Origin of the sequence: Pseudomonas sp. IT-P2, from assembly GCF_949767575.1 — a bacterium.
Lineage (GTDB): Bacteria > Pseudomonadota > Gammaproteobacteria > Pseudomonadales > Pseudomonadaceae > Aquipseudomonas > Aquipseudomonas pharyngis.
In genome coordinates, this window is record NZ_CATKQA010000048.1 from 221,660 (window position 1) to 238,808 (window position 17,149).

The 17,149-nt window shown below is 59.8% G+C and carries 23 protein-coding genes; 12 read left to right on the forward strand and 11 right to left on the reverse strand.

The window, feature by feature from the left end:
* Window positions 1-34: 34 nt before the first annotated feature.
* Complete coding sequence (gene ppnN / locus ACM6JM_RS28485; RefSeq protein ID WP_064597381.1) at window positions 35-1,408, reverse strand: nucleotide 5'-monophosphate nucleosidase PpnN; 1,374 nt, start codon at window positions 1,406-1,408, stop codon at window positions 35-37.
* Between the two features lie 210 nt (window positions 1,409-1,618).
* Between ppnN and ACM6JM_RS28490 the strand changes: the two genes are divergently transcribed.
* Window positions 1,619-2,140 carry a DUF3087 domain-containing protein gene (locus ACM6JM_RS28490; RefSeq protein WP_414882854.1) on the forward strand — a complete coding sequence of 174 codons (522 nt, stop codon included), beginning with the start codon at window positions 1,619-1,621 and terminating at the stop codon, window positions 2,138-2,140.
* Here ACM6JM_RS28490 and ACM6JM_RS28495 read toward each other — a convergent pair.
* On the reverse strand, window positions 2,137-2,523 hold the full coding sequence (locus ACM6JM_RS28495; RefSeq protein WP_414882855.1) for a DUF2784 domain-containing protein: 387 nt from the start codon (window positions 2,521-2,523) through the stop codon (window positions 2,137-2,139). The genes ACM6JM_RS28490 and ACM6JM_RS28495 overlap by 4 nt on opposite strands.
* A 155-nt stretch (window positions 2,524-2,678) precedes the next feature.
* Between ACM6JM_RS28495 and ACM6JM_RS28500 the strand changes: the two genes are divergently transcribed.
* Genes ACM6JM_RS28500 through ACM6JM_RS28510 form a run of 3 tightly spaced genes read left to right on the forward strand, consistent with a single transcriptional unit; the run spans window position 2,679 to window position 3,875 of the window.
* Window positions 2,679-3,377, forward strand: a complete 699-nt coding sequence (locus ACM6JM_RS28500) for an AzlC family ABC transporter permease (RefSeq protein ID WP_414882856.1) — start codon at window positions 2,679-2,681, stop codon at window positions 3,375-3,377.
* Window positions 3,377-3,688, forward strand: a complete 312-nt coding sequence (locus ACM6JM_RS28505; RefSeq protein ID WP_166742327.1) for an AzlD domain-containing protein — start codon at window positions 3,377-3,379, stop codon at window positions 3,686-3,688. Before ACM6JM_RS28500 ends, ACM6JM_RS28505 begins: the two co-directional genes overlap by 1 nt.
* 40 nt (window positions 3,689-3,728) lie before the next feature.
* Window positions 3,729-3,875: a hypothetical protein gene (locus ACM6JM_RS28510; RefSeq protein WP_166742325.1), complete on the forward strand. Its 147-nt coding sequence runs from the start codon at window positions 3,729-3,731 to the stop codon at window positions 3,873-3,875.
* 44 nt (window positions 3,876-3,919) lie between these two features.
* On the opposite strand, the gene ACM6JM_RS28515 is transcribed toward ACM6JM_RS28510, so the two are convergent.
* From ACM6JM_RS28515 to ACM6JM_RS28530, 4 genes are all read right to left on the reverse strand, one after another.
* Window positions 3,920-4,192 carry a hypothetical protein gene (locus ACM6JM_RS28515; RefSeq protein WP_414882857.1) on the reverse strand — a complete coding sequence of 91 codons (273 nt, stop codon included), beginning with the start codon at window positions 4,190-4,192 and terminating at the stop codon, window positions 3,920-3,922.
* Window positions 4,193-4,459: 267 nt separating this feature from the next.
* A complete protein-coding gene (locus ACM6JM_RS28520) occupies window positions 4,460-5,140 on the reverse strand; it encodes an SOS response-associated peptidase (protein ID WP_414882858.1) in 681 nt (226 codons plus the stop codon).
* A gap of 53 nt (window positions 5,141-5,193) precedes the next feature.
* A complete protein-coding gene (locus ACM6JM_RS28525) occupies window positions 5,194-6,033 on the reverse strand; it encodes an ABC transporter permease (RefSeq protein WP_414882859.1) in 840 nt (279 codons plus the stop codon).
* Between the two features lie 61 nt (window positions 6,034-6,094).
* Window positions 6,095-7,081: an aliphatic sulfonate ABC transporter substrate-binding protein gene (locus ACM6JM_RS28530; RefSeq protein ID WP_039766977.1), complete on the reverse strand. Its 987-nt coding sequence runs from the start codon at window positions 7,079-7,081 to the stop codon at window positions 6,095-6,097.
* Between the two features lie 293 nt (window positions 7,082-7,374).
* Here ACM6JM_RS28530 and ACM6JM_RS28535 point away from each other — a divergent pair, with 293 nt between their 5' ends.
* The 3 genes from ACM6JM_RS28535 to ACM6JM_RS28545 all read left to right on the forward strand — a co-directional run bounded on the left by ACM6JM_RS28535 (window position 7,375) and on the right by ACM6JM_RS28545 (window position 9,721).
* On the forward strand, window positions 7,375-8,322 hold the full coding sequence (locus ACM6JM_RS28535) for an ABC transporter substrate-binding protein (protein WP_414882860.1): 948 nt from the start codon (window positions 7,375-7,377) through the stop codon (window positions 8,320-8,322).
* Window positions 8,323-8,456: 134 nt separating this feature from the next.
* Window positions 8,457-9,356: a polysaccharide deacetylase family protein gene (locus tag ACM6JM_RS28540; protein WP_414882861.1), complete on the forward strand. Its 900-nt coding sequence runs from the start codon at window positions 8,457-8,459 to the stop codon at window positions 9,354-9,356.
* A 122-nt stretch (window positions 9,357-9,478) separates the two neighbouring features.
* Window positions 9,479-9,721, forward strand: coding sequence for a DUF1652 domain-containing protein (locus ACM6JM_RS28545; protein ID WP_011334667.1), 243 nt, complete (start codon window positions 9,479-9,481; stop codon window positions 9,719-9,721).
* A gap of 3 nt (window positions 9,722-9,724) precedes the next feature.
* Here ACM6JM_RS28545 and ACM6JM_RS28550 read toward each other — a convergent pair whose 3' ends face one another.
* Window positions 9,725-10,087, reverse strand: coding sequence for an NUDIX hydrolase (locus ACM6JM_RS28550; protein ID WP_039766972.1), 363 nt, complete (start codon window positions 10,085-10,087; stop codon window positions 9,725-9,727).
* A 197-nt stretch (window positions 10,088-10,284) separates the two neighbouring features.
* Here ACM6JM_RS28550 and ACM6JM_RS28555 point away from each other — a divergent pair, with 197 nt between their 5' ends.
* Window positions 10,285-10,473 carry a hypothetical protein gene (locus ACM6JM_RS28555; protein WP_039766970.1) on the forward strand — a complete coding sequence of 63 codons (189 nt, stop codon included), beginning with the start codon at window positions 10,285-10,287 and terminating at the stop codon, window positions 10,471-10,473.
* 59 nt (window positions 10,474-10,532) lie between these two features.
* On the opposite strand, the gene ACM6JM_RS28560 is transcribed toward ACM6JM_RS28555, so the two are convergent.
* Complete coding sequence (locus ACM6JM_RS28560) at window positions 10,533-10,772, reverse strand: hypothetical protein (protein ID WP_007950501.1); 240 nt, start codon at window positions 10,770-10,772, stop codon at window positions 10,533-10,535.
* Window positions 10,773-10,949: 177 nt separating this feature from the next.
* On the opposite strand from ACM6JM_RS28560, the gene ACM6JM_RS28565 reads away from it, so the two are divergent.
* The gene (locus ACM6JM_RS28565; protein ID WP_039766968.1) at window positions 10,950-11,285 is read left to right on the forward strand and encodes a hypothetical protein; all 336 of its coding nucleotides are present in this window, start codon (window positions 10,950-10,952) and stop codon (window positions 11,283-11,285) included.
* Between the two features lie 64 nt (window positions 11,286-11,349).
* Here the strand turns inward: ACM6JM_RS28565 and ACM6JM_RS28570 are convergent, their stop codons facing one another.
* On the reverse strand, window positions 11,350-11,898 hold the full coding sequence (locus ACM6JM_RS28570) for an RrF2 family transcriptional regulator (RefSeq protein ID WP_074688679.1): 549 nt from the start codon (window positions 11,896-11,898) through the stop codon (window positions 11,350-11,352).
* Between the two features lie 336 nt (window positions 11,899-12,234).
* On the opposite strand from ACM6JM_RS28570, the gene ACM6JM_RS28575 reads away from it, so the two are divergent.
* Window positions 12,235-13,440 (forward strand): NAD(P)/FAD-dependent oxidoreductase, encoded by a 1,206-nt coding sequence (locus tag ACM6JM_RS28575; RefSeq protein ID WP_085667588.1) that lies wholly within the window; start codon window positions 12,235-12,237, stop codon window positions 13,438-13,440.
* A gap of 51 nt (window positions 13,441-13,491) precedes the next feature.
* Here ACM6JM_RS28575 and ACM6JM_RS28580 read toward each other — a convergent pair whose 3' ends face one another.
* Entirely contained in the window at window positions 13,492-13,770 is a 279-nt protein-coding gene (locus tag ACM6JM_RS28580) for a Rho-binding antiterminator (RefSeq protein WP_039766966.1), read from the reverse strand.
* Window positions 13,771-14,011: 241 nt separating this feature from the next.
* Between ACM6JM_RS28580 and ACM6JM_RS28585 the strand changes: the two genes are divergently transcribed.
* A complete protein-coding gene (locus tag ACM6JM_RS28585; RefSeq protein ID WP_039766964.1) occupies window positions 14,012-14,617 on the forward strand; it encodes a DUF6338 family protein in 606 nt (201 codons plus the stop codon).
* 142 nt (window positions 14,618-14,759) lie between these two features.
* Here ACM6JM_RS28585 and ACM6JM_RS28590 read toward each other — a convergent pair whose 3' ends face one another.
* Window positions 14,760-15,659, reverse strand: coding sequence for a LysR substrate-binding domain-containing protein (locus ACM6JM_RS28590; RefSeq protein WP_039766962.1), 900 nt, complete (start codon window positions 15,657-15,659; stop codon window positions 14,760-14,762).
* Window positions 15,660-15,780: 121 nt separating this feature from the next.
* On the opposite strand from ACM6JM_RS28590, the gene ACM6JM_RS28595 reads away from it, so the two are divergent.
* Entirely contained in the window at window positions 15,781-17,148 is a 1,368-nt protein-coding gene (locus tag ACM6JM_RS28595; protein ID WP_039766961.1) for an MFS transporter, read from the forward strand.
* Window position 17,149 lies beyond the last annotated feature (1 nt).

A 17,149-nucleotide genomic window follows, 5' to 3' on the forward strand; every position in this document is an offset into this window, starting at 1 on the left:
GAAGCGTTGCGCTTCGGGCACCTGTCTCTTCGGGTCAGGACACCACGCGATAGCACGGCACATACGCCGCGCCGCCCGGCAGTTTCATCCGGTGCTGGGCGACGAAGGCTTTGAGCAGCAGATCGAGCGGCTGCATGATCGCGGCGTCGCCACGGATCTGATACGGCCCGTGTTCCTCGATCAGACGAATGCCCTTGTCCTTGACGTTGCCGGCGACAATCCCGGAGAACGCGCGGCGCAGGTTGGCCGCCAGTTCATGAGGCGGCTGGTCGCGGTGCAGCTTGAGGTTGGCCATGTTTTCGTGGGTCGGGTCGAACGGGCGCTGGAAGCCTTCGTCGATTTTCAGCAGCCAGTTGAAGTGGAACGCATCGTTGCGCTCGCGGCGGAACTGCTTCACCGCTTTGAGGCCCGCGGTCATCTGCCGCGCCACTTCGGCCGGGTCGTCGATGATGATTTCGTAGTGCTGTTTCGCCGCTTCGCCGAGGGTGGCGGTGACGAAGGCGTCCAGTTGTTCTAGGTACGGTGCGGCGTGTTTCGGCCCGGTCAAAATCACCGGGAACGGCAGCCCGGCGTTGTCCGGGTGCATTAGGATGCCCAGCAGGTACAGGAACTCTTCGGCAGTGCCGGCGCCGCCCGGGAAGATGATGATGCCGTGGCCGACGCGGACGAAAGCTTCCAGACGTTTTTCGATGTCCGGCAGGATCACCAGCTCGTTGACGATCGGGTTCGGCGCTTCGGCGGCGATGATGCCCGGCTCGGTCAGACCGAGGTAACGGCCACCGTGAATCCGCTGTTTGGCGTGGGCGATGGTCGCGCCTTTCATCGGGCCTTTCATCACGCCCGGGCCGCAGCCGGTGCAGATATCGAGGCTGCGCAGGCCCAGTTCGTGGCCGACTTTCTTGGTGTATTTGTATTCTTCGGTGTTGATCGAGTGGCCGCCCCAGCACACGACGATTTTCGGCTCGACGCCCGGACGCAGGGTGCGCGCGTTGCGCAGCAGGTGGAAGACGTAGTCGCTGATGCCCTGGGAGGTGCTTAGGTCGATGCTCAAAGCGTCGAGTTCGTTTTCGGTGTAGACGATGTCGCGCAGGGCGCTGAACAGCATTTCCCGGGTGCTGGCGATCATTTCGCCGTCGACGAAGGCGTCGGCCGGGGCGTTCAACAGTTCCAGACGCACGCCGCGATCCTGTTGGTGGATGCGGATTTCGAAGTCCTTGTAGGCTTCAAGGATGGTTTTTGCGTTGTCGACATGGGCGCCAGTATTGAGGATGGCCAGGGCGCACTGGCGAAAGAGGGTGTAGGTGCTGCCGGTTCCGGCCTGGCTCAGTTGCTGAACTTCACGTTGGGAAAGGGTTTCGAGGCTGCCTTTCGGGCTGACCGAGGCATTGATTACGTGTCGTTGGGTCATGCAGTGATCCTTAAAACGATGTCATTGCCGGCATGGCCAATGGCATCCGAATAGTGTGTATCCATGAATGAAGATGGCACGATCTGCGTGGTATCGCCATGTCCCCGTTGGACGTAGAAAAGATGAAAAGGCGCTCCAGCATAGCTAAATCCGCCCCAGAGGCGATAATGCGCAGCCTCTTTTTAACTCAAGCCATGGAAGCCTGTCGCGATGTTCGAGATTCAACCAATCGATGCCATCACTTATCGCCAGCAGACCCGGCGCAGCACGCTGATCATCGCGTTGCTGTTTCTGGTGCTGGCGATGGCGTTTTCGACGGCGGCGGTGGCGCTGTTCGGCGAGCCGGGCGGGGATAATCTGCGGTTCAATGTCGGCGGGGTGTTTGGCGCATTTCTGCTAACGGCGGCGTTGCTGCGCGGACGTTTCTGGAACCAGACCTGGATGGCCCCGGCAGTGTACGGCTGGCGGCTCAAGCGCAGCCTGATGAGCGTCACTAATGTGATGCATCAGGTGACGGCGGCGGTGGAGAAGGGTGATCCGGTGGCGATGAAGGTGCTGCGTTTCTATCACCTGGGCCTGACTCAGATGCATGAACTGGATGGCAACTCCAGCGATCACGCGCAATTGCACCGGGAAGTCGAAGCGCACAAGGCGCGGATGGAGGCGTTGGGTCTGGACACCGATCAGACGCGCCTCGATCCGGCCTGGCTGGAAACATTGAAAGCGCGCTAAAACGGAATGCGCGCGGCGCGTCTGAGTTTCCAGCGGCGAATCAGGCGCCCGTAGACCAGCAGGTTGACCGCCAGCACCACGCTGCCCAGTACCAACTGAATCTGCGGGGTCAGCCCGGCCGGGTAGATGATCGGCCAGACGTAATGTTCGATGAAACCGCCGGCATACTCTGTTTGCCCGGCGGCGTGGCGCATCAGGTTTTCCCAATAGGTCAGCGGACAGGTCAGGTGCAACACCTCGACCGCCACGCCCCAGGCCGCCGCTGGCAAATGCAGCCACATCAGCCGCGGCCACTTGAGTACCAGCAGTCCGCCGAACAGCACGAACAGAATGAACAGCAAATGAAACAGCACCAGCCCGTCGGCGGCTATTCGATACAGCATGTCGTCTCCCTGACGCGTGTGTGAATGGTTGCCATGTTACGCCCGTAAACGACTGACGGAAGGAAGGATTTGCGCCAACTGCGCAAGATTGTTCAAGCCACCCACGGGCGTTTGCTGGCAGAGTCCGGGGTCTTGTCTCACGGTTGAAGCGTGATATGTCTGACTCATTTATGCCGCGCAGTGCCTTTCTTCGCGGAGCCGCGGCGATCATGCCGTTATCCCTGGCGACCGCGCCGTGGGGGCTGCTGGCCGGCTCCATGGCAATCGAAGCCAACCTCACGCCGCTGCAAGGGCAAGGCCTGTCGAGCATCGTGTTCGCCGGCGCTGCGCAATTGGTGGCGATCGGCATGCTCAAGGGCGGCGCGGGGATTTTCTCGATTCTGCTGACCACGTTGCTGCTGACGTCGCAGCATTTGCTCTACGGCATGAGCATGCGCCACGTGATTTCGCCGTTGCCGGGGCGCTGGCGCATTGGCCTGGGCTTTTTGCTCACCGATGAGCTGTTCGCCCTGACCAGTCAGCACGATCGTCAGCAGTTCAACCGCTGGTACGCCCTGGGCGTCGGCCTGACGTTCTACATCGCCTGGAACCTCTTCACCCTGGCCGGCATCGTGCTCGGCAGCAGCATTCCGGGGCTTGAGCACCTGGGGCTGGACTTCTCGATTGCCGCCACCTTCATCGCATTGATCACCCCGGTGGTGCGCAATGTGCCGACGGTGGTCTGCGTGGCGGTGTCGCTGTTCTGCTCGGTGTTGTTCAGTTACTGGCAATGGGGTTCGGCGCTGGTGCTGTCGGGACTGGCCGGAATGACCGCCGGGTTTATCTGCAACAAGCTGTATCGGGAGCGCACATGATGGTCTGGGCAGTGATTATCGGCATGGGGATTCTGGTGTTCCTCAACCGTTACGTGTTTCTCGAACCACGTTTGCCGGTGCGTCTGAGCAGCAACGCGCGGCAATTTCTCGGTTTTGCCGTTCCGGGCATGTTGACTGCGATTTGCGGGCCGATTGTATTCATGCCAGACAAACAACTGAATCTGCAGTGGGACAACCCTTATCTGCTGAGTTCACTAGTGGCAATCGGCCTGGTGATCTACACGCGTAATACATTGCTCAGCATGCTGTTGAGCATGGCGTTCTTCTTTCTATTGCGCTGGTGGCTTTAAGTTCTACGCTTAATGGATGAATTCCATTAGCGAGGTGAACATGGCAACCGAGCAGAAACGTCCCGAAGAAGATGACGAACCGAGTGAAGAAGAGCTCGAGCGGGAGAAACACAAGGAGCAGACCTGGAAGCATGACGACAGCCGCGAGTTGTCCGACCGTGATCAGGAACGCCCGCTGAAACCCTGAACGCCACAACGAAAAGCCCCGCGATTGCGGGGCTTTTCGTTTTATCAAAGATCTTCCAGCTGCGTGAAATCGGGGTGGGAGGCCCGATAACCCAAGGTCTTGTCGATCCAGGCATTCAGCTCGTTGACCATCACCGGCGGGTGGCAGGGATAGCTTTCGAGGGTGGCGCGCAGGATGCGGTCGATATCGGGTACGTCACGCAGGTTTCGAGTCTTTATGTAGTGGCCGATAAAACAGTCGAGTTCAAAGCGTTCTGTCGGGGACAGATGAATACACTCCAGGCCTGTGACCTGTTTGATTGCAAAATCGTCGCGCAACTTAATTCTCTGCAAGGCTTGTAAGTTTGTGGGGGATTCCTGGTTTTGCTGACTCTTTGGTCAACTGGTATGCCAAAAGGAAATGCGGCGCGCATGCTATCCGTAGTGTTTGTAAATGTATGTATGACGGTTGAAATGTCAGACAGGCGGTTAGTTCAATCAAACGACTGTTTAGGTTGAATGTTTCGCGTTTGAAACACCGCGTGTAACACGCAGGATTCGATTCGTGAATTCCTGCTTTTGATAACGCACCACGTCGACATTTATTTACGGTACGGCATCAATCAATTCCGCACCCTGATTGCGGGAGTTGCCCACCGCTTTGCCGACTTTGTGCCATTGGAACGCTTCGCTGGGTTCGGCTTCGAACAACAGCATCTGCTCGGCACGCTCTGTGGGCGTGGCGGGATCGAGCCATTCCTGCACCCGATCAGCGCGCAGCACAATCGGGCGCCGGTCATGCACATCGAGCAAGCCGCCTTCGCTGTTGGCGGTAATGATGACGAAGCCGTCGTCTTCCCGTGAAGGTTCGCCGGGTATCGGAAACTGGCCGATGGCGGCGCAGAAAACCGGCTGGTGATCGGCCCGACGAATCAGCCAGGGCTGTCGGCTCTTGTCGGGTGCATCGACCCACTCGAACCAGTTGTCGACCGGCACGATCAGTCGATGACGCCAGATCGCTCGAAAGAACGGCCCGTGGGCGACTTTTTCCAGCCGCGCGTTGATCGGTGCAGCGCGATCCCTGGCCCAGTGCGGGCGCCAGCCCCAGCGCAGATTGTCGGCGTATAGCCGTTGTTGGTGCTGATGAAGGATCGCCAGTGACGTGGTGGGCGCGGCGTTGTAATGCGCCAGCGGCGCCTCGCCGACGTGATTGATCAGCGCATCGGGAATGCTCAGCACCGCGACGAAATCGTGGATACCCCGGTATTGCGACAGTCTTCCGCACATCGGCCAACCCTCCGGCGAACGGCTGCCTGAAGGTTTCAGCTTAGTTGCACGGTTCAATCCTTGCTGCCCTGGCCGGTGAACGCGTCGCGCCAGACCAGCCAGCGACGTTCCAGCACCGCAAGCAAACCGTCGCTGAGTTTGCCCAGCAGCGCCAGGACGATGATCGCAGCCAGCACGATGTCCGGCCGCGAAGTTTCGCGACCGTCACTGAGCAGGTAACCCAGACCTCTGGTCGCGGCGATCAGTTCGGCCGCCACCAGAAACATCCACGACAGGCTCATGCCGCTGCGCAATCCTGTGAACAGGCCGGGCAGGGCGGCGGGCAACAGAATCCGTTGCACCAGTTGCAGCGGGCTGAAGCCGTAGATGTGCCCGACTTCCACCAGTTTGCGGTCGATGTTGCGGATCGCCGCGACCACGTTGACGTACACCGGGAAGAACGCGCCGATGGCGATCAGAACGATTTTCGAGGTCTCGTCGATCCCCAGCCATAGCAGCAACAGCGGCACCCAGGCCAGGCTGGGAATCGACCGCAGTGCGGCGAACGTCGGTTCCAGATAGGCCTCGGCTTCGCGGCTGAGGCCGACCCATGCGGCGAACACCAGCGCCAGGCTCGCGCCGATGGCAAACCCCAGCAGCACGCGAATCAGGCTGGCGCCGATGTGTTTCCACAGGGCGCCTTCGGCCAGGTCGGTGAGGGTCAGGGCGATCTCGCTCGGCGCCGGCATCTGGTAGGACGGCAGCCAGCCGATGCGCACGATGAATTCGAGGGCGATCACGATCAGCAGTGGCAGGGCCAGGCCTTTAAGGCGCCGACGCCAGAGCGGATTCAGCAGTGGGAGTCTTCGGCGTGGTGCCGGCACGGCGAGGCGGGCGGGCAAGTCGTTGCTCATGGACGGTTCTCCGCTCACGACAAATCCGCGACGGACGCGGACTTGTCATGGGCCTGATCGGTTACTGGGCGGCGGCGACTTGCTGGAAACCGGTGTCGATCAACTGATCGATGACCTGATCGACATTCACCCCACGGCGCACCAGTTCTTCGGAGACCAGAATCGGCGCGGCGGCTTTCGAGGCCAGCACGTCCCTGGCGGTCAGCTGCGGGCTGCTCAGGTCGGTGCGCGACAATTGCAGTTTGGCCACGTCCAGCGGCAGGCCGGATTCGCTGGCGAGCAATTTGGCCAATTCGTCGGGGTTCTTCACCGACCACTCGCGGGCCTGCTCATAGGCCTTGATCACGGTGTCGATGGTTTGCGGGTGTTGCTTGGCGTATTGCTCGGTGACGCTGACCACGCCGTAGCTGTTGAAGTCGCGATTGCGGTACAGCAGGCGCGAACCGGCCTGCACCTGACTGGCGGCCATGTGCGGATCGAGGCCGGCCCAAGCGTCGACATCGCCTTTCTCCAGCGCGGTGCGGCCGTCCGGGTGCTGCAGGTGCACCAGTTCCACGTCGTCCTTTTTCAGCCCGGCCTGTTGCAGGGTGCGCAGGGTAAACAGGTACGGATCGGTGCCTTTGGTGGCGGCGATTTTCTTGCCCTTGAGGTCGGCGACAGACTGGATCGGCGAGTCCTTGCGCACCACCAGCGCGGTCCACTCGGCGCGGCTGTAGACGTAGACCGATTTGATCGGGCTGCCATTGGCGCGACTGAGCACGGCGGCGAGGCTGGCCGACGAGGCGAAATCCACGCCGCCGCTGTTGAGGTATTCCAGCGAGCGGTTGCTGCCCTGGCTCAGCACCCAGCTGACTTTGCTCTGGGGCAAGGCTTTTTCCAGGTAGCCCAGATGTTTCAACGCCAGGCTGACCGGCGAGTAATAGGCGTAATCCAGATGCACTTCGGCCGGCGGCGCTTCGGCAGCGTGGGCCAGAGGTTGTAGGCTCAGGGCTACAGCGCAGGCCGCGAGCAGCGTTTTGACGCGGGAAAACGGTAAGAAGGGTTTCATGGGCACGCTCCGGCAAGGCAACAGATTCTTATGTCCAAAAAGATATTTTTATCGAATGCTTCCTGCATGAATGGAATATTGCAGGCTCTGTGCCATGTACGTTTTGTCCCGTATTTACGGGGGGTGACGCCGGTTTTGCAGGTTTGAAGTGTTGCAGGGAAAACACTGTGCCGAGCCACTGTTGCTCGGCAAACAGTGCAACTGGAAGGTGCTGAGCTTATGCGCTAATAGAATTTCAAATCTCATTTGTAAGAGCGTTATGGTCTATAAAAATCCCTTCTGCAGGACTCGCCATGAAGCTCTCACGTTTCCTACGCGCCGCGTTGACCAGCGCACTGTTTGCCACGCCATTGACCTACGCTGCCGAACCTTTGGTCCTGCACGTCGGCGACCAGAATTACTACAACATCCGCGCTTCGATAGAAGCGTCCGGCGTGTTGAAGGACGCGCCTTACACGGTTGACTGGAAACACTTCCAGGCTGCCGCGCCGTTGGCCGAAGCGTTGCACACCGGGTCGCTGGATCTGGGTTTCCTGGGGGATTCGGGTTTTCTGTTTCTGGCCGCTAAACAAGCGCCGGTGAAGCTGATCGGTGTGTCACGACAGAATCCGGACACCATCGCCCTGTTGGTGCCCAAGGATTCTCCGGTGAAAACCATCGAGGACCTGAAGGGCAAGAAAGTCGCCTACTGGCCGGGTGCCTGGAGTCAGCAGCTGACCCTTCGCGCACTGGAGCAGGGCGGTTTGCCGGAGAATTACGTCGACTTCGTCAAACTGATGCCGATCGATGCGGCGGCCGCGCTACCGCAAGGCAGCATCGATGCGTTCCCGGTATGGGAGCCGTACATTTCCCAGCAGATCGTTTTCTCCGGCGCCCGGCCGATTCTCACGGCGAAAAACCTGATGCCGGGCTTGAGCGCCATCGCCGCGTCTGCGCCGTCCATCGACAGCAAGCGCGAAGCGATCGCCGATTTCCTCGGACGTTTGAAGCAGGCCAGGGCCTGGGTCGACAGCCACACCGACGAGTACGCCGACCTGTGGGCGAAGAAGGCCAACCTCGATCAACAGGTTTCGCGGCACTGGTTGCGCCAGGCGCACATGACGGTCGGCCCGGTGGATCAGCAGGCCGCCGCCGATCTGCAAAGCACGGCCGACTTCCTGTTCAAGGTCAAGGCGCTGCCGGCTCCGCTGGCCACGGCCGGTATCATCGACAGCTCGTTTCAACAGGCGCTGGCGCGCTGAGCGAGCGCCGGAACCAAACCCTGTGTATCTTTATCCAACCTCGGCCCATCTCAATGGGTCGCAGGGAGGCAGCAGCGGCGAAGGAGTTTTGCCAATCGACAACATGACCGCAACGGTCGGGCTCAAGGCAAAACATGACACAGTGGTTCAAGGTTTTCTGTGCGATGGCGGTAGCCGTCGGGTTGGCCGGATGCATCGCCGCTCCCATCGAAATGACCGCGCAGACCGAGGCCCGGCTCAAAGAGCAGGCGCCTGTGCGGTTTCTGTTGACCTTCGATGACGGCCCCAGCGCTTCCAGTCTTTTCAACCCCACCGACACCGTACTCGACAGCCTCAAGGACAACCCGCTGCAACCGGGGATCAAAGCGGTGTTTTTCGTCCAGACCCGCGCACCCCGAGCGGGCAACAGCGAGATCGGTCGGCGAGTCATGCGCCGCGAGCACGCTGAAGGGCACATTCTGGGCTTTCACACCGCCACCCATTGGCACACCAATCATCGATTGCTCGATCCCCAAGAACTCGAAACCTCGCTGACCAACGGTTCGGCGGACATCGCGGCAATCACTGGCGCGCCGCCGACGTTATTGCGTCCGCCATTCTGGAACTACGACAAACGCACCTTCGCCGCCTATCAGCAGCACCATATGCAGGTGTTGCTGACCGACCTGAGCGCCAACGACGGCAAGATCTGGGGCTTCAACGCCAGCCCCCGGCGGCGGGCGAACATGCTGCGACAACTGTCGGAAGTCCGCGAACGGATTGCCCTCGGCGAATTGCCAACGGTGGACGGAGTGATTCCGGTGGTGGTGACCTTCCATGACCTCAACCGCTACACCGCGCGCCACACCCGCGAGTATCTGCAGATTCTGCTCGACAGTGCCGCCGCCACCGGCGTACGACTGGCAGGCAAACCGTTCTATGACGATCGCGCGGCGCTGGAAAAAGCTGCGCTGGCGCGCACGGTGCGCGAGTCGTCGAAACCGGTGAATCTGCCGGGAATATGGAACTGGATCTGGGACCATGACGCCCATTGAGAACCGCGATTTGAAGTTGTGAAACGGTTGGCAATTTTTACACTGGGCGGCAGGGGCGGGGCAGTGAAAGCTCATCTATGCTGATCGGGTCGCCCGAGCCAAAGCCTGTGAGGCGTGCCCCCATGATTGCCATTGCCGACATTTGCCGCATCGTCGAATCCGGCTTTTCGCCGTTGTATTGCGACTGCACCGAAACGGCGCAAGGCCTCTTGCAGATCAAGGTGTACGAACCCGACAGCGGGCGTGTCGAGTTGCTGCTCAATGGTGTTTCTCCTGAGCATCTGGTCACCATTCGTGACATCTCCAATTTCATCGGTGAATTGCGCACGGAAATGAGCGCCGGACGCCGGGCGTTCGCCGGCTGAGAGTCAAAGGCGTCGTTGAAAGGCGCGGACGATGCTCAGCGTGGCGTCACTGACGTTCAGATTCTGCACCGCATCCAGCGGGTGCCAGAGGCAGTCGACGATCTCGTTCAGCGGGCGAACCTGCTCAATGTTCAGCACCGACGCCTCGTAGACGTGGTGGCGGGTGCTGCCGTTCTGCAGTTCCATCAGATAAAGCATGTCATCGCTGTCCAGGCCGGTCTCTTCCTTGAGTTCTCGGGCGGCGGCTTGCGCGCGGGTCTCTCCCGGTTCGACGGTGCCCCCCGGAAGCGTCCAGCGGCATCTGGGTTTGCGCACCAGGAGAATGTGTCGATCCTGTTCGCAGATGACGGTTGCTCGTACTTTCATGTGTTACCTGATTGCCGTTTGTCATAAATCTGTCATGAATTAGCAATATTTGGGCCGCTGCCGGTTTAGAGCTTCTGAGTGCCCGGCAGCGGCAAAAGTGCCGGAGACTTGACGCAGAGACGGCGCGACGTCCGGTCGGCACGATTGCGCGTTGCGGGTGTAAGGTGCAAAAGTTCGTTAGAAGACAGGAGGTGCCTATGAGCATGGCGATGCTGAACAAAATGCACATGAATGGCTACGACGTACTCAGCGTGAACAACGGCCCGTGGCGGGTCTGCACGCAGGGTGACCGGCTCGCTTCGTTTGCCAGTCGCGAAGAAGCGCTGGCCTACGCCGCCGCACTGCCGGGGTACAAAAGCCGTGTACGCGGTCGCAAGACAGGCTGAAGGCCTGTGGAGAAAAAGCCCCGGATGTCCGGGGCTTTTTGTTGTGGACCGGGTGGGTTTCAGTGGACTTTGGTTCGGCTGATGGCGCGGGCTTTCACTTCCCGGGCATACAGCTGCAGGCGCTCTTCATCGCTTTGCAGCACCTCGCAGGATCGCAGTACCGCCTGGGCGTCCGCCTCGTTGCCCGACTGGCGCAATTGCTCGGCAATGCGCTTGAGGTCCACCGCCGACCATCTCAAGTCCGATGCCACGCTTTGCAGGTCACGTTGAAGTTCGTGTTCGTATTCATTGAGCCGCATGATCACCTCCGGAACATTCTCGGTAAAACAGAGTAGCCGCATTTTTTGGGAGTGGGGCAAGGTCATCTGTCGGTGAGCTGATTGGTCCGGTTTTCGAGGAGTACAGGCAGAGCGCTACGATGGATGTCCGAACAGTTACAGGTTACATTCGCGTTTTTTTCAGATGAAGGAATCACCATGCGGATGTTGATCGGGGGCATGCTGTTGGTAGCATTGGCCGGTTGTTCGTTGCCTGCGTCACTGGTGCCGGGCGAGCCGAATGTCAGCAAGACCAGCAACAAGACTCCCAAGGACTACGCCGCGTGTGTATTGCCGTTGTGGCAGCAGGACGTTGCCAAGACGTCCCAGACAGCGATTTCCAATGGCTACCGGATCACCGCGCCGAGCATCGTCACCGCTGACGAGATTCTCGATGTGGTCAAGTACAAGGACGGCAGCCGCGTTTCCCTGTATCAGGGGCCGCCGTGGGCGAAGTCCGGATCGTTGCGCAAAGCGGTGCGCGACTGCCTGTGAGGTCGAAATAAAAAAAGCAGAAACCGGAGATCGGTTTCTGCTTTTTTTTGCCTGCTGATCGAGCTCAGTCCGAGATGTCGGTGAGCGGAATGCCGGCGCCGCCGGTCTTCTTTTCCCGGCGATCCTGCATCCAGTCTTCCACCTGACTGTTGAACCCCGCCGGTGCCTTGCGCCCGACCTTTCTGGCGATGTCGAGGATGGTCTGCTGGGCGAGGGCTTCTTCCATGCGCTTTTGCGCGGTCATCATCGCGGCGTGAATCGAGCAGGTGCCGTCCAGCGCCCAGTCCGGCGGCGAGCCATCGAACAGCGCGCAGCGTCCGCGAATGTCCCGGCATTCGAAAATGTTCTTGGGACCATCGATGGCATTGACGATGTCGAGCAGGGTGATTTCTTCCGCCGGACGCGCCAGGGTGAAGCCGCCGCGCACGCCACCGGTGGATTCCACCAGCTTGCCTTTGGCCAGTTTGGTGAAGATCTTCGCCAGGTAATCCAGCGGCACCCCTTGCAGCTCTGCCAGGTCACGCACGCTGGCTTCACGACTGTCACCGCCGCTGCCCACCAGAAAGGCCAGGCAGTGAATGCCGTACTCGACCCCCGCACTGTAAAGCGACATAACTATCTCCGACTGTATTTGTCGCCGATGTTATCAGGGTTGTTCGTGGCAAACAAATCGAGAGCGCCTTGAGTGTTTGGCTATTAGGATCCCGGATTTCTTGATTTCAGCTGAATCAACGAGTTGAAGAGGGTGGCTCCGTTCAATCTGAGCTATCGAAGTTTTCGATGCTAATCATCACAAAATCTGACTTGTCGGATATAACGGCGACCAATACAGTCGCCGTTATCCGGTGAGCAGCCTTCCGCGTTCTTGAAAAATACAGACGTGTCCGCTCCCGATGATGTGAATCCTTCCACCTCATTCAGTGACTTGGCTTCGTGCCTGGAGAGAACAATGAAACAGCACATTCTGGTAATCGGCGCAGGTTTCGGTGGCATGTGGACGGCATTGAGCGCCACGCGTCTGGTCGACATTCACAATCGGGACAACATCGACGTAACCGTGTTGGCGCCGCAAGCCGAGCTGCGCGTTCGCCCACGTTTCTACGAGCCGAATGCCCACACACTGGCCGCACCACTGGGCGATCTGTTCGACGCGGTTGGCGTCAATTTCATCAAGGGCGCCGCGAACACCATCGACGTACAGGCGAAAACCGTGGGCTACACCGACGCAGCCGGTGCGCAACAGGTGTTCAGCTACGACAAACTGGTGCTGGCCTCCGGCAGCGGCCTGGCCCTGCCGGACACCCCGGGTGTGGCGCAATATGCGTTTGACGTCGACCAGATCGAAGCTGCGATCCGCCTGGAAAACCATCTGGATTCCCTGATCTGCCAGCCTGAAAGCCAGGCGCGCAACACCGTGGTCGTCGCCGGCGGTGGTTTCACCGGTATCGAAACCGCCACTGAAATGCCGGCGCGTCTGCGGGCCGTGCTGGGCGACGATGCCAATATTCAAGTGATCATCGTTGATCGCGGGCAAAAAGTCGGCGCGTCCATGGGCGAAGCGATCAGCGTGTCGATTGCTGAAGCTAGCGAAGAGCTGGGCGTGGAATGGCGACTGGGTGTGTCGGTGGTGTCCGTCGATGAAAACGGCGTGACCTTGTCGGACGGCCAGCGTATCGAGGCAAAAACCGTGGTCTGGACCACCGGTGTACGTGCCAGCTCCCTGACCGAGCAGATTCCTGCCGAGCGTGATCGTCAGGGCCGTCTGCACGTTGATGCCAACCTGAAAGTCATCGGCCAGGACGACATCTTCGCCACCGGCGACGTGGCTTACGCGGCCACCGACGATGTCGGCAACTTCGCCCTGATGACCTGCCAGCACGCGATTTCCCTTGGTCGTCACGCCGGCAACAACGTCGCAGCGCAGATCCTCGGGGTCGACCCAACGCCGTACAGCCAGCCGAAATACGTGACCTGCCTAGACCTCGGCGCCTGGGGCGCGGTGTACACCGAAGGCTGGGATCGTCAGGTGAAACTGGTCAAGGAGGAGGGCAAGTCGCTCAAGACCCAGATCAACACCCAGTGGATCTATCCACCGGCGGCTGACCGTGCCATCGCGCTGGCGGCTGCGGATCCGATGATCCCCGTCGTCGCGTAAACGGCGTGTTTAGAAAATCCCGCCCGGTTGATGCCGGGCGGGATTTTTTGTTCAGATTCCGCAAACCCCTCCGGCAAGGACCACCCGACCGAACTCGGCGTTGGTCTCCTGAGGTGTGATGGCGAGCAACTGGTCGAGGCGAATTTCCTGTTGCGCGCCTTGTTGCTCGATCACCAGAAATTCTTCTTTTTCACTGCTGGTTCGCGTGGTCACGGCCCGGGCCATCAGCCGCTGACCGTCGACCAACTCAATGTCCAGTTGATAGCCGCGCAGGCAGGCTATTTCCAGGTAGTCGTGCAGATCACAGTTCAACGGCTGATAACGGGTCATGGCGTTACTCCTCGAAACCTTGCGCGATGATGAAACGATCCGGCTCGTGCATCAACCTTCATGCGGCGGTGTTGATGGCGGCAGGGAACGGTGCGGATCAGATTCTGCGGGAAGTGTAATGCGCGGTGACAGTTGATTGCGGGCTTTTTTCCCGCGAGCACTAGGCTTTGAATGCCGGACCATTACAGGCCGGGATTGCTGTTTTGGGAGGAGTGTTTCTTGATTCAAGGAGCGACCGATCATGGATGATCTGGTGAAGGAAGTGATTCCGCTTTTGCAATACCTGGTCCCGGGGTTTGTTTCGACCTGGATTTTCTACACGCTGACGGCCTTCAAGCGACCGGATACGTTCGGCCAGATTGTGCAGGCGCTGATTTTCACGTTTGTGATTCACGGGATGGTGCTGGGGATTGGGGCGGTTTGTGTGTGGGTGGGGGAGGAGGGGTTTTCCATAGGAAAGTGGGATGCGAAGGCTGAAGCGTCGTGGGCATTTTTTGCGTCGCTGGTACTCGGGTTGTTGGCCTGTTGCCTGTCAGCGAATGGCAAGTTACATGGTTGGTTGCGCAGCAGAAACGTCACGAAACAATCTTCCTACCCCAGTCAATGGTTCAGCGCATTTGCGAAATATGATCGCGTTATCACCCTGCATTTGGATGATGAAAGGCGCGTCCTGGGCTGGCCGGTGGACTGGCCACCCGAGTCAACCAGCGGGCAGTTTGTGATGCAATATCCCTGCTGGATCAACGAGGATGGAACGGAGGTGCCTATTAGTGCGGAATTTTTGCTGATAGATTCCACGAGGGTTAAATGGGTTGAATTCAGCCCTGTATCAGAGGGTTCATCATGACCGCCAGAGCATCACAACCAATACCGCCACATATAAAGCGTCTTTTTGTAGGGCCGGACGGAAAGCGGCTGGAGAAACCATTGATCGAGGCATCAAAGGCACCTCCACCGCCGAAATACCCTCCATATCCGCAAGCCCATTCCTAACCCCATCCATCCTTCACCGCCCGGCGAATGCCCTCCAGCAACATCGCAAACGCCGGGTTGTCGTTGTTCTCCCGCCAGATCAGATGCAGCTCGCTCTGCACCCCTTCGCCCAGATCGATCTCGCGAAACACCACATTCCTGAACACCACGCTGGTCGCGCAACGCGGCACCAGCGCCAGGCCCATGCCCGCATTGACCAGCGCCAGAATCGTCAGCGAAGACCCCAGCCATTGCACGTAATCCGGGGCGACCCGGGCCGAGCGCAGCATGCCGGTGAGCAATTCGTTGAACGGCGGATAGGCCGCGTGGGAATACATCAGGAACGGCTGCCCATCCAGATCCTTCACTGAAACCTCGTCGGCCTCGGCCAGTCGATGGCCGCTCGGCACCGCCAGCACAAACGGCTCACGCACCAGGCATTCGGTGGCGTAACCAGGCTCCAGCAACGGCGCGCGGACGATCCCCAGGTCGATGCGTCGGGCGCGCAAGGCCTCGTGTTGCTGATAGGTGTTCATTTCGGTCAGGTCGATCTTCACCTGCGGCTGCTTGAGGCGCGCCTCGGCGATCACCTTGGGCAGAAATTCATACACCGCGCTGCCGACAAAACTGATGTTCACCGAGCCGATATCACCCTCGGCAAAACGTCGGGCGGTGACGGCGGCCTGTTGTGCGCGTTCGAGCAGATTCTGCGCCTCGATGAAAAACGCCCGGCCGGCAGCGGTGAGCGCCACGCTGCGTGTGCTGCGGGTGAACAGGTCGACGCCCAGGTGATGTTCCAGTAACTGGATCTGCCGGCTCAGTGGCGGCTGGGTCATGTTCAACCGCTCGGCGGCGCGGCGGAAGTTGAGTTCGGTGGCGACAGTGGTGAAGCAGCGCAGTTGGGTCAATTCGAACATTGATCTAATCCAGGTATCAATCGAATGCCAAGTTAGATTAGACGGGATCAATCACCCCGTCCATGATCGCTCTACGCCTGAACAGGCCATCCCTACAAAAACAAAGATCGGGAGTCGCCCCTTGAATACCCTCCAGAGTCCGCCGGACATCACGGTACTCGCCCGCGCCGCCGCCAAGGTCAAGCGCCATGTGCTGCCGCTGTTCGTGGTGATGTTCATCGTCAACTACATCGACCGGGTCAACATCGGCTTCGTGCGCAGTCATCTGGAAACCGATCTGGGTATCGGCGTCGCTGCCTATGGCCTTGGCGCCGGTCTGTTTTTCATCGGTTACGCCTTGTTTGAAGTGCCGTCCAACATGCTTCTTCAACGCTATGGCGCCCGCGCCTGGCTGACGCGGATCATGTTCACCTGGGGCGCAGCGGCGATGGCCATGGCGTTCGTCAAAGGCGAAACCAGTTTCTACGTGCTGCGCTTCATCCTGGGCGCTGCCGAAGCCGGGTTCTTCCCGGGGATCATTTATTACTTCACCCAATGGCTGCCGGCCTCTGAGCGCGGCAAGACCATGGCGGTGTTTCTCAGCGGTTCCGCAATTGCTTCGGTGATTTCCGGCCCGGTGTCCGGCGCGCTGTTGCACATCAGCGGTCTGGGCCTGCACGGCTGGCAGTGGATGTTCCTGATCGAAGGCGCTGCGTCGGTGGTGCTCTGCGGGTTTGTCTGGTTCTGGCTGCAATCCCATCCGCGCCAGGCCAAGTGGCTGAGCGAGGAGGAGCGTGAAGCGCTGGTGATGGCAATCGCCGAGGAACAACGTGCCCGCGAAGCGACCCACGTCGCCAAACCATCGATGTTCAAACTGTTGGCGGATCGGCAGATCGCATTGTTCTGCTTCATCTACTTTTCCATCGCCCTGACCATCTACGGCGCCACCTTCTGGCTGCCGAGCATGATCAAGAAAATGGGCAACCTCGGCGACTTCCAGGTCGGGCTGCTCAACTCGGTGCCGTGGATCATTTCCATTGTCGCGATGTACGGCTTTGCGGCGCTGGCCGGCAAGTGGAAATTCCAGCAGGCGTGGGTCGCGCTGACCCTGGTGATCGCCGCGTTCGGCATGTTCATGTCCACCACCGGCGGGCCGATTTTCGCCTTCGTCGCGATCTGTTTTGCGGCCATCGGTTTCAAGGCGGCTTCGGCACTGTTCTGGCCGATTCCGCAGAGCTATCTGGATGCGCGCATCGCGGCGGCGGTGATCGCGCTGATCAACTCCATCGGCAACCTCGGCGGCTTCGTTGCGCCGACCGCGTTCGGTTTTCTTGAACAGACCACCGGCTCCATAGAAGGCGGCCTGTATGGCCTGGCCGCAACTTCGCTGGTAGCGGCAGTAGTGATCTTCTTCGCCCGCATGGCGCCAGGCGCCAAAGGCAAAACCCCGGCAAAGCCTGAACCCGAAACTGCCGTTGTGCCGACGGCCAACCCGGTGGCGAGCCACTGAT

What these genes read in the sequence shown, in the direction of transcription:
- ppnN (WP_064597381.1), bottom strand. Translation starts at nt 1,408, where the DNA reads ATGACCCAACGACACGTAATCAATGCCTCGGTCAGCCCGAAAGGCAGC.
- ACM6JM_RS28490 (WP_414882854.1), top strand. Translation starts at nt 1,619, where the DNA reads ATGTTCGAGATTCAACCAATCGATGCCATCACTTATCGCCAGCAGACC.
- ACM6JM_RS28495 (WP_414882855.1), bottom strand. Translation starts at nt 2,523, where the DNA reads ATGCTGTATCGAATAGCCGCCGACGGGCTGGTGCTGTTTCATTTGCTG.
- ACM6JM_RS28500 (WP_414882856.1), top strand. Translation starts at nt 2,679, where the DNA reads ATGTCTGACTCATTTATGCCGCGCAGTGCCTTTCTTCGCGGAGCCGCG.
- ACM6JM_RS28505 (WP_166742327.1), top strand. Translation starts at nt 3,377, where the DNA reads ATGGTCTGGGCAGTGATTATCGGCATGGGGATTCTGGTGTTCCTCAAC.
- ACM6JM_RS28510 (WP_166742325.1), top strand. Translation starts at nt 3,729, where the DNA reads ATGGCAACCGAGCAGAAACGTCCCGAAGAAGATGACGAACCGAGTGAA.
- ACM6JM_RS28520 (WP_414882858.1), bottom strand. Translation starts at nt 5,140, where the DNA reads ATGTGCGGAAGACTGTCGCAATACCGGGGTATCCACGATTTCGTCGCG.
- ACM6JM_RS28525 (WP_414882859.1), bottom strand. Translation starts at nt 6,033, where the DNA reads ATGAGCAACGACTTGCCCGCCCGCCTCGCCGTGCCGGCACCACGCCGA.
- ACM6JM_RS28530 (WP_039766977.1), bottom strand. Translation starts at nt 7,081, where the DNA reads ATGAAACCCTTCTTACCGTTTTCCCGCGTCAAAACGCTGCTCGCGGCC.
- ACM6JM_RS28535 (WP_414882860.1), top strand. Translation starts at nt 7,375, where the DNA reads ATGAAGCTCTCACGTTTCCTACGCGCCGCGTTGACCAGCGCACTGTTT.
- ACM6JM_RS28540 (WP_414882861.1), top strand. Translation starts at nt 8,457, where the DNA reads ATGACACAGTGGTTCAAGGTTTTCTGTGCGATGGCGGTAGCCGTCGGG.
- ACM6JM_RS28545 (WP_011334667.1), top strand. Translation starts at nt 9,479, where the DNA reads ATGATTGCCATTGCCGACATTTGCCGCATCGTCGAATCCGGCTTTTCG.
- ACM6JM_RS28550 (WP_039766972.1), bottom strand. Translation starts at nt 10,087, where the DNA reads ATGAAAGTACGAGCAACCGTCATCTGCGAACAGGATCGACACATTCTC.
- ACM6JM_RS28555 (WP_039766970.1), top strand. Translation starts at nt 10,285, where the DNA reads ATGAGCATGGCGATGCTGAACAAAATGCACATGAATGGCTACGACGTA.
- ACM6JM_RS28560 (WP_007950501.1), bottom strand. Translation starts at nt 10,772, where the DNA reads ATGCGGCTCAATGAATACGAACACGAACTTCAACGTGACCTGCAAAGC.
- ACM6JM_RS28565 (WP_039766968.1), top strand. Translation starts at nt 10,950, where the DNA reads ATGCGGATGTTGATCGGGGGCATGCTGTTGGTAGCATTGGCCGGTTGT.
- ACM6JM_RS28570 (WP_074688679.1), bottom strand. Translation starts at nt 11,898, where the DNA reads ATGTCGCTTTACAGTGCGGGGGTCGAGTACGGCATTCACTGCCTGGCC.
- ACM6JM_RS28575 (WP_085667588.1), top strand. Translation starts at nt 12,235, where the DNA reads ATGAAACAGCACATTCTGGTAATCGGCGCAGGTTTCGGTGGCATGTGG.
- ACM6JM_RS28580 (WP_039766966.1), bottom strand. Translation starts at nt 13,770, where the DNA reads ATGACCCGTTATCAGCCGTTGAACTGTGATCTGCACGACTACCTGGAA.
- ACM6JM_RS28585 (WP_039766964.1), top strand. Translation starts at nt 14,012, where the DNA reads ATGGATGATCTGGTGAAGGAAGTGATTCCGCTTTTGCAATACCTGGTC.
- ACM6JM_RS28590 (WP_039766962.1), bottom strand. Translation starts at nt 15,659, where the DNA reads ATGTTCGAATTGACCCAACTGCGCTGCTTCACCACTGTCGCCACCGAA.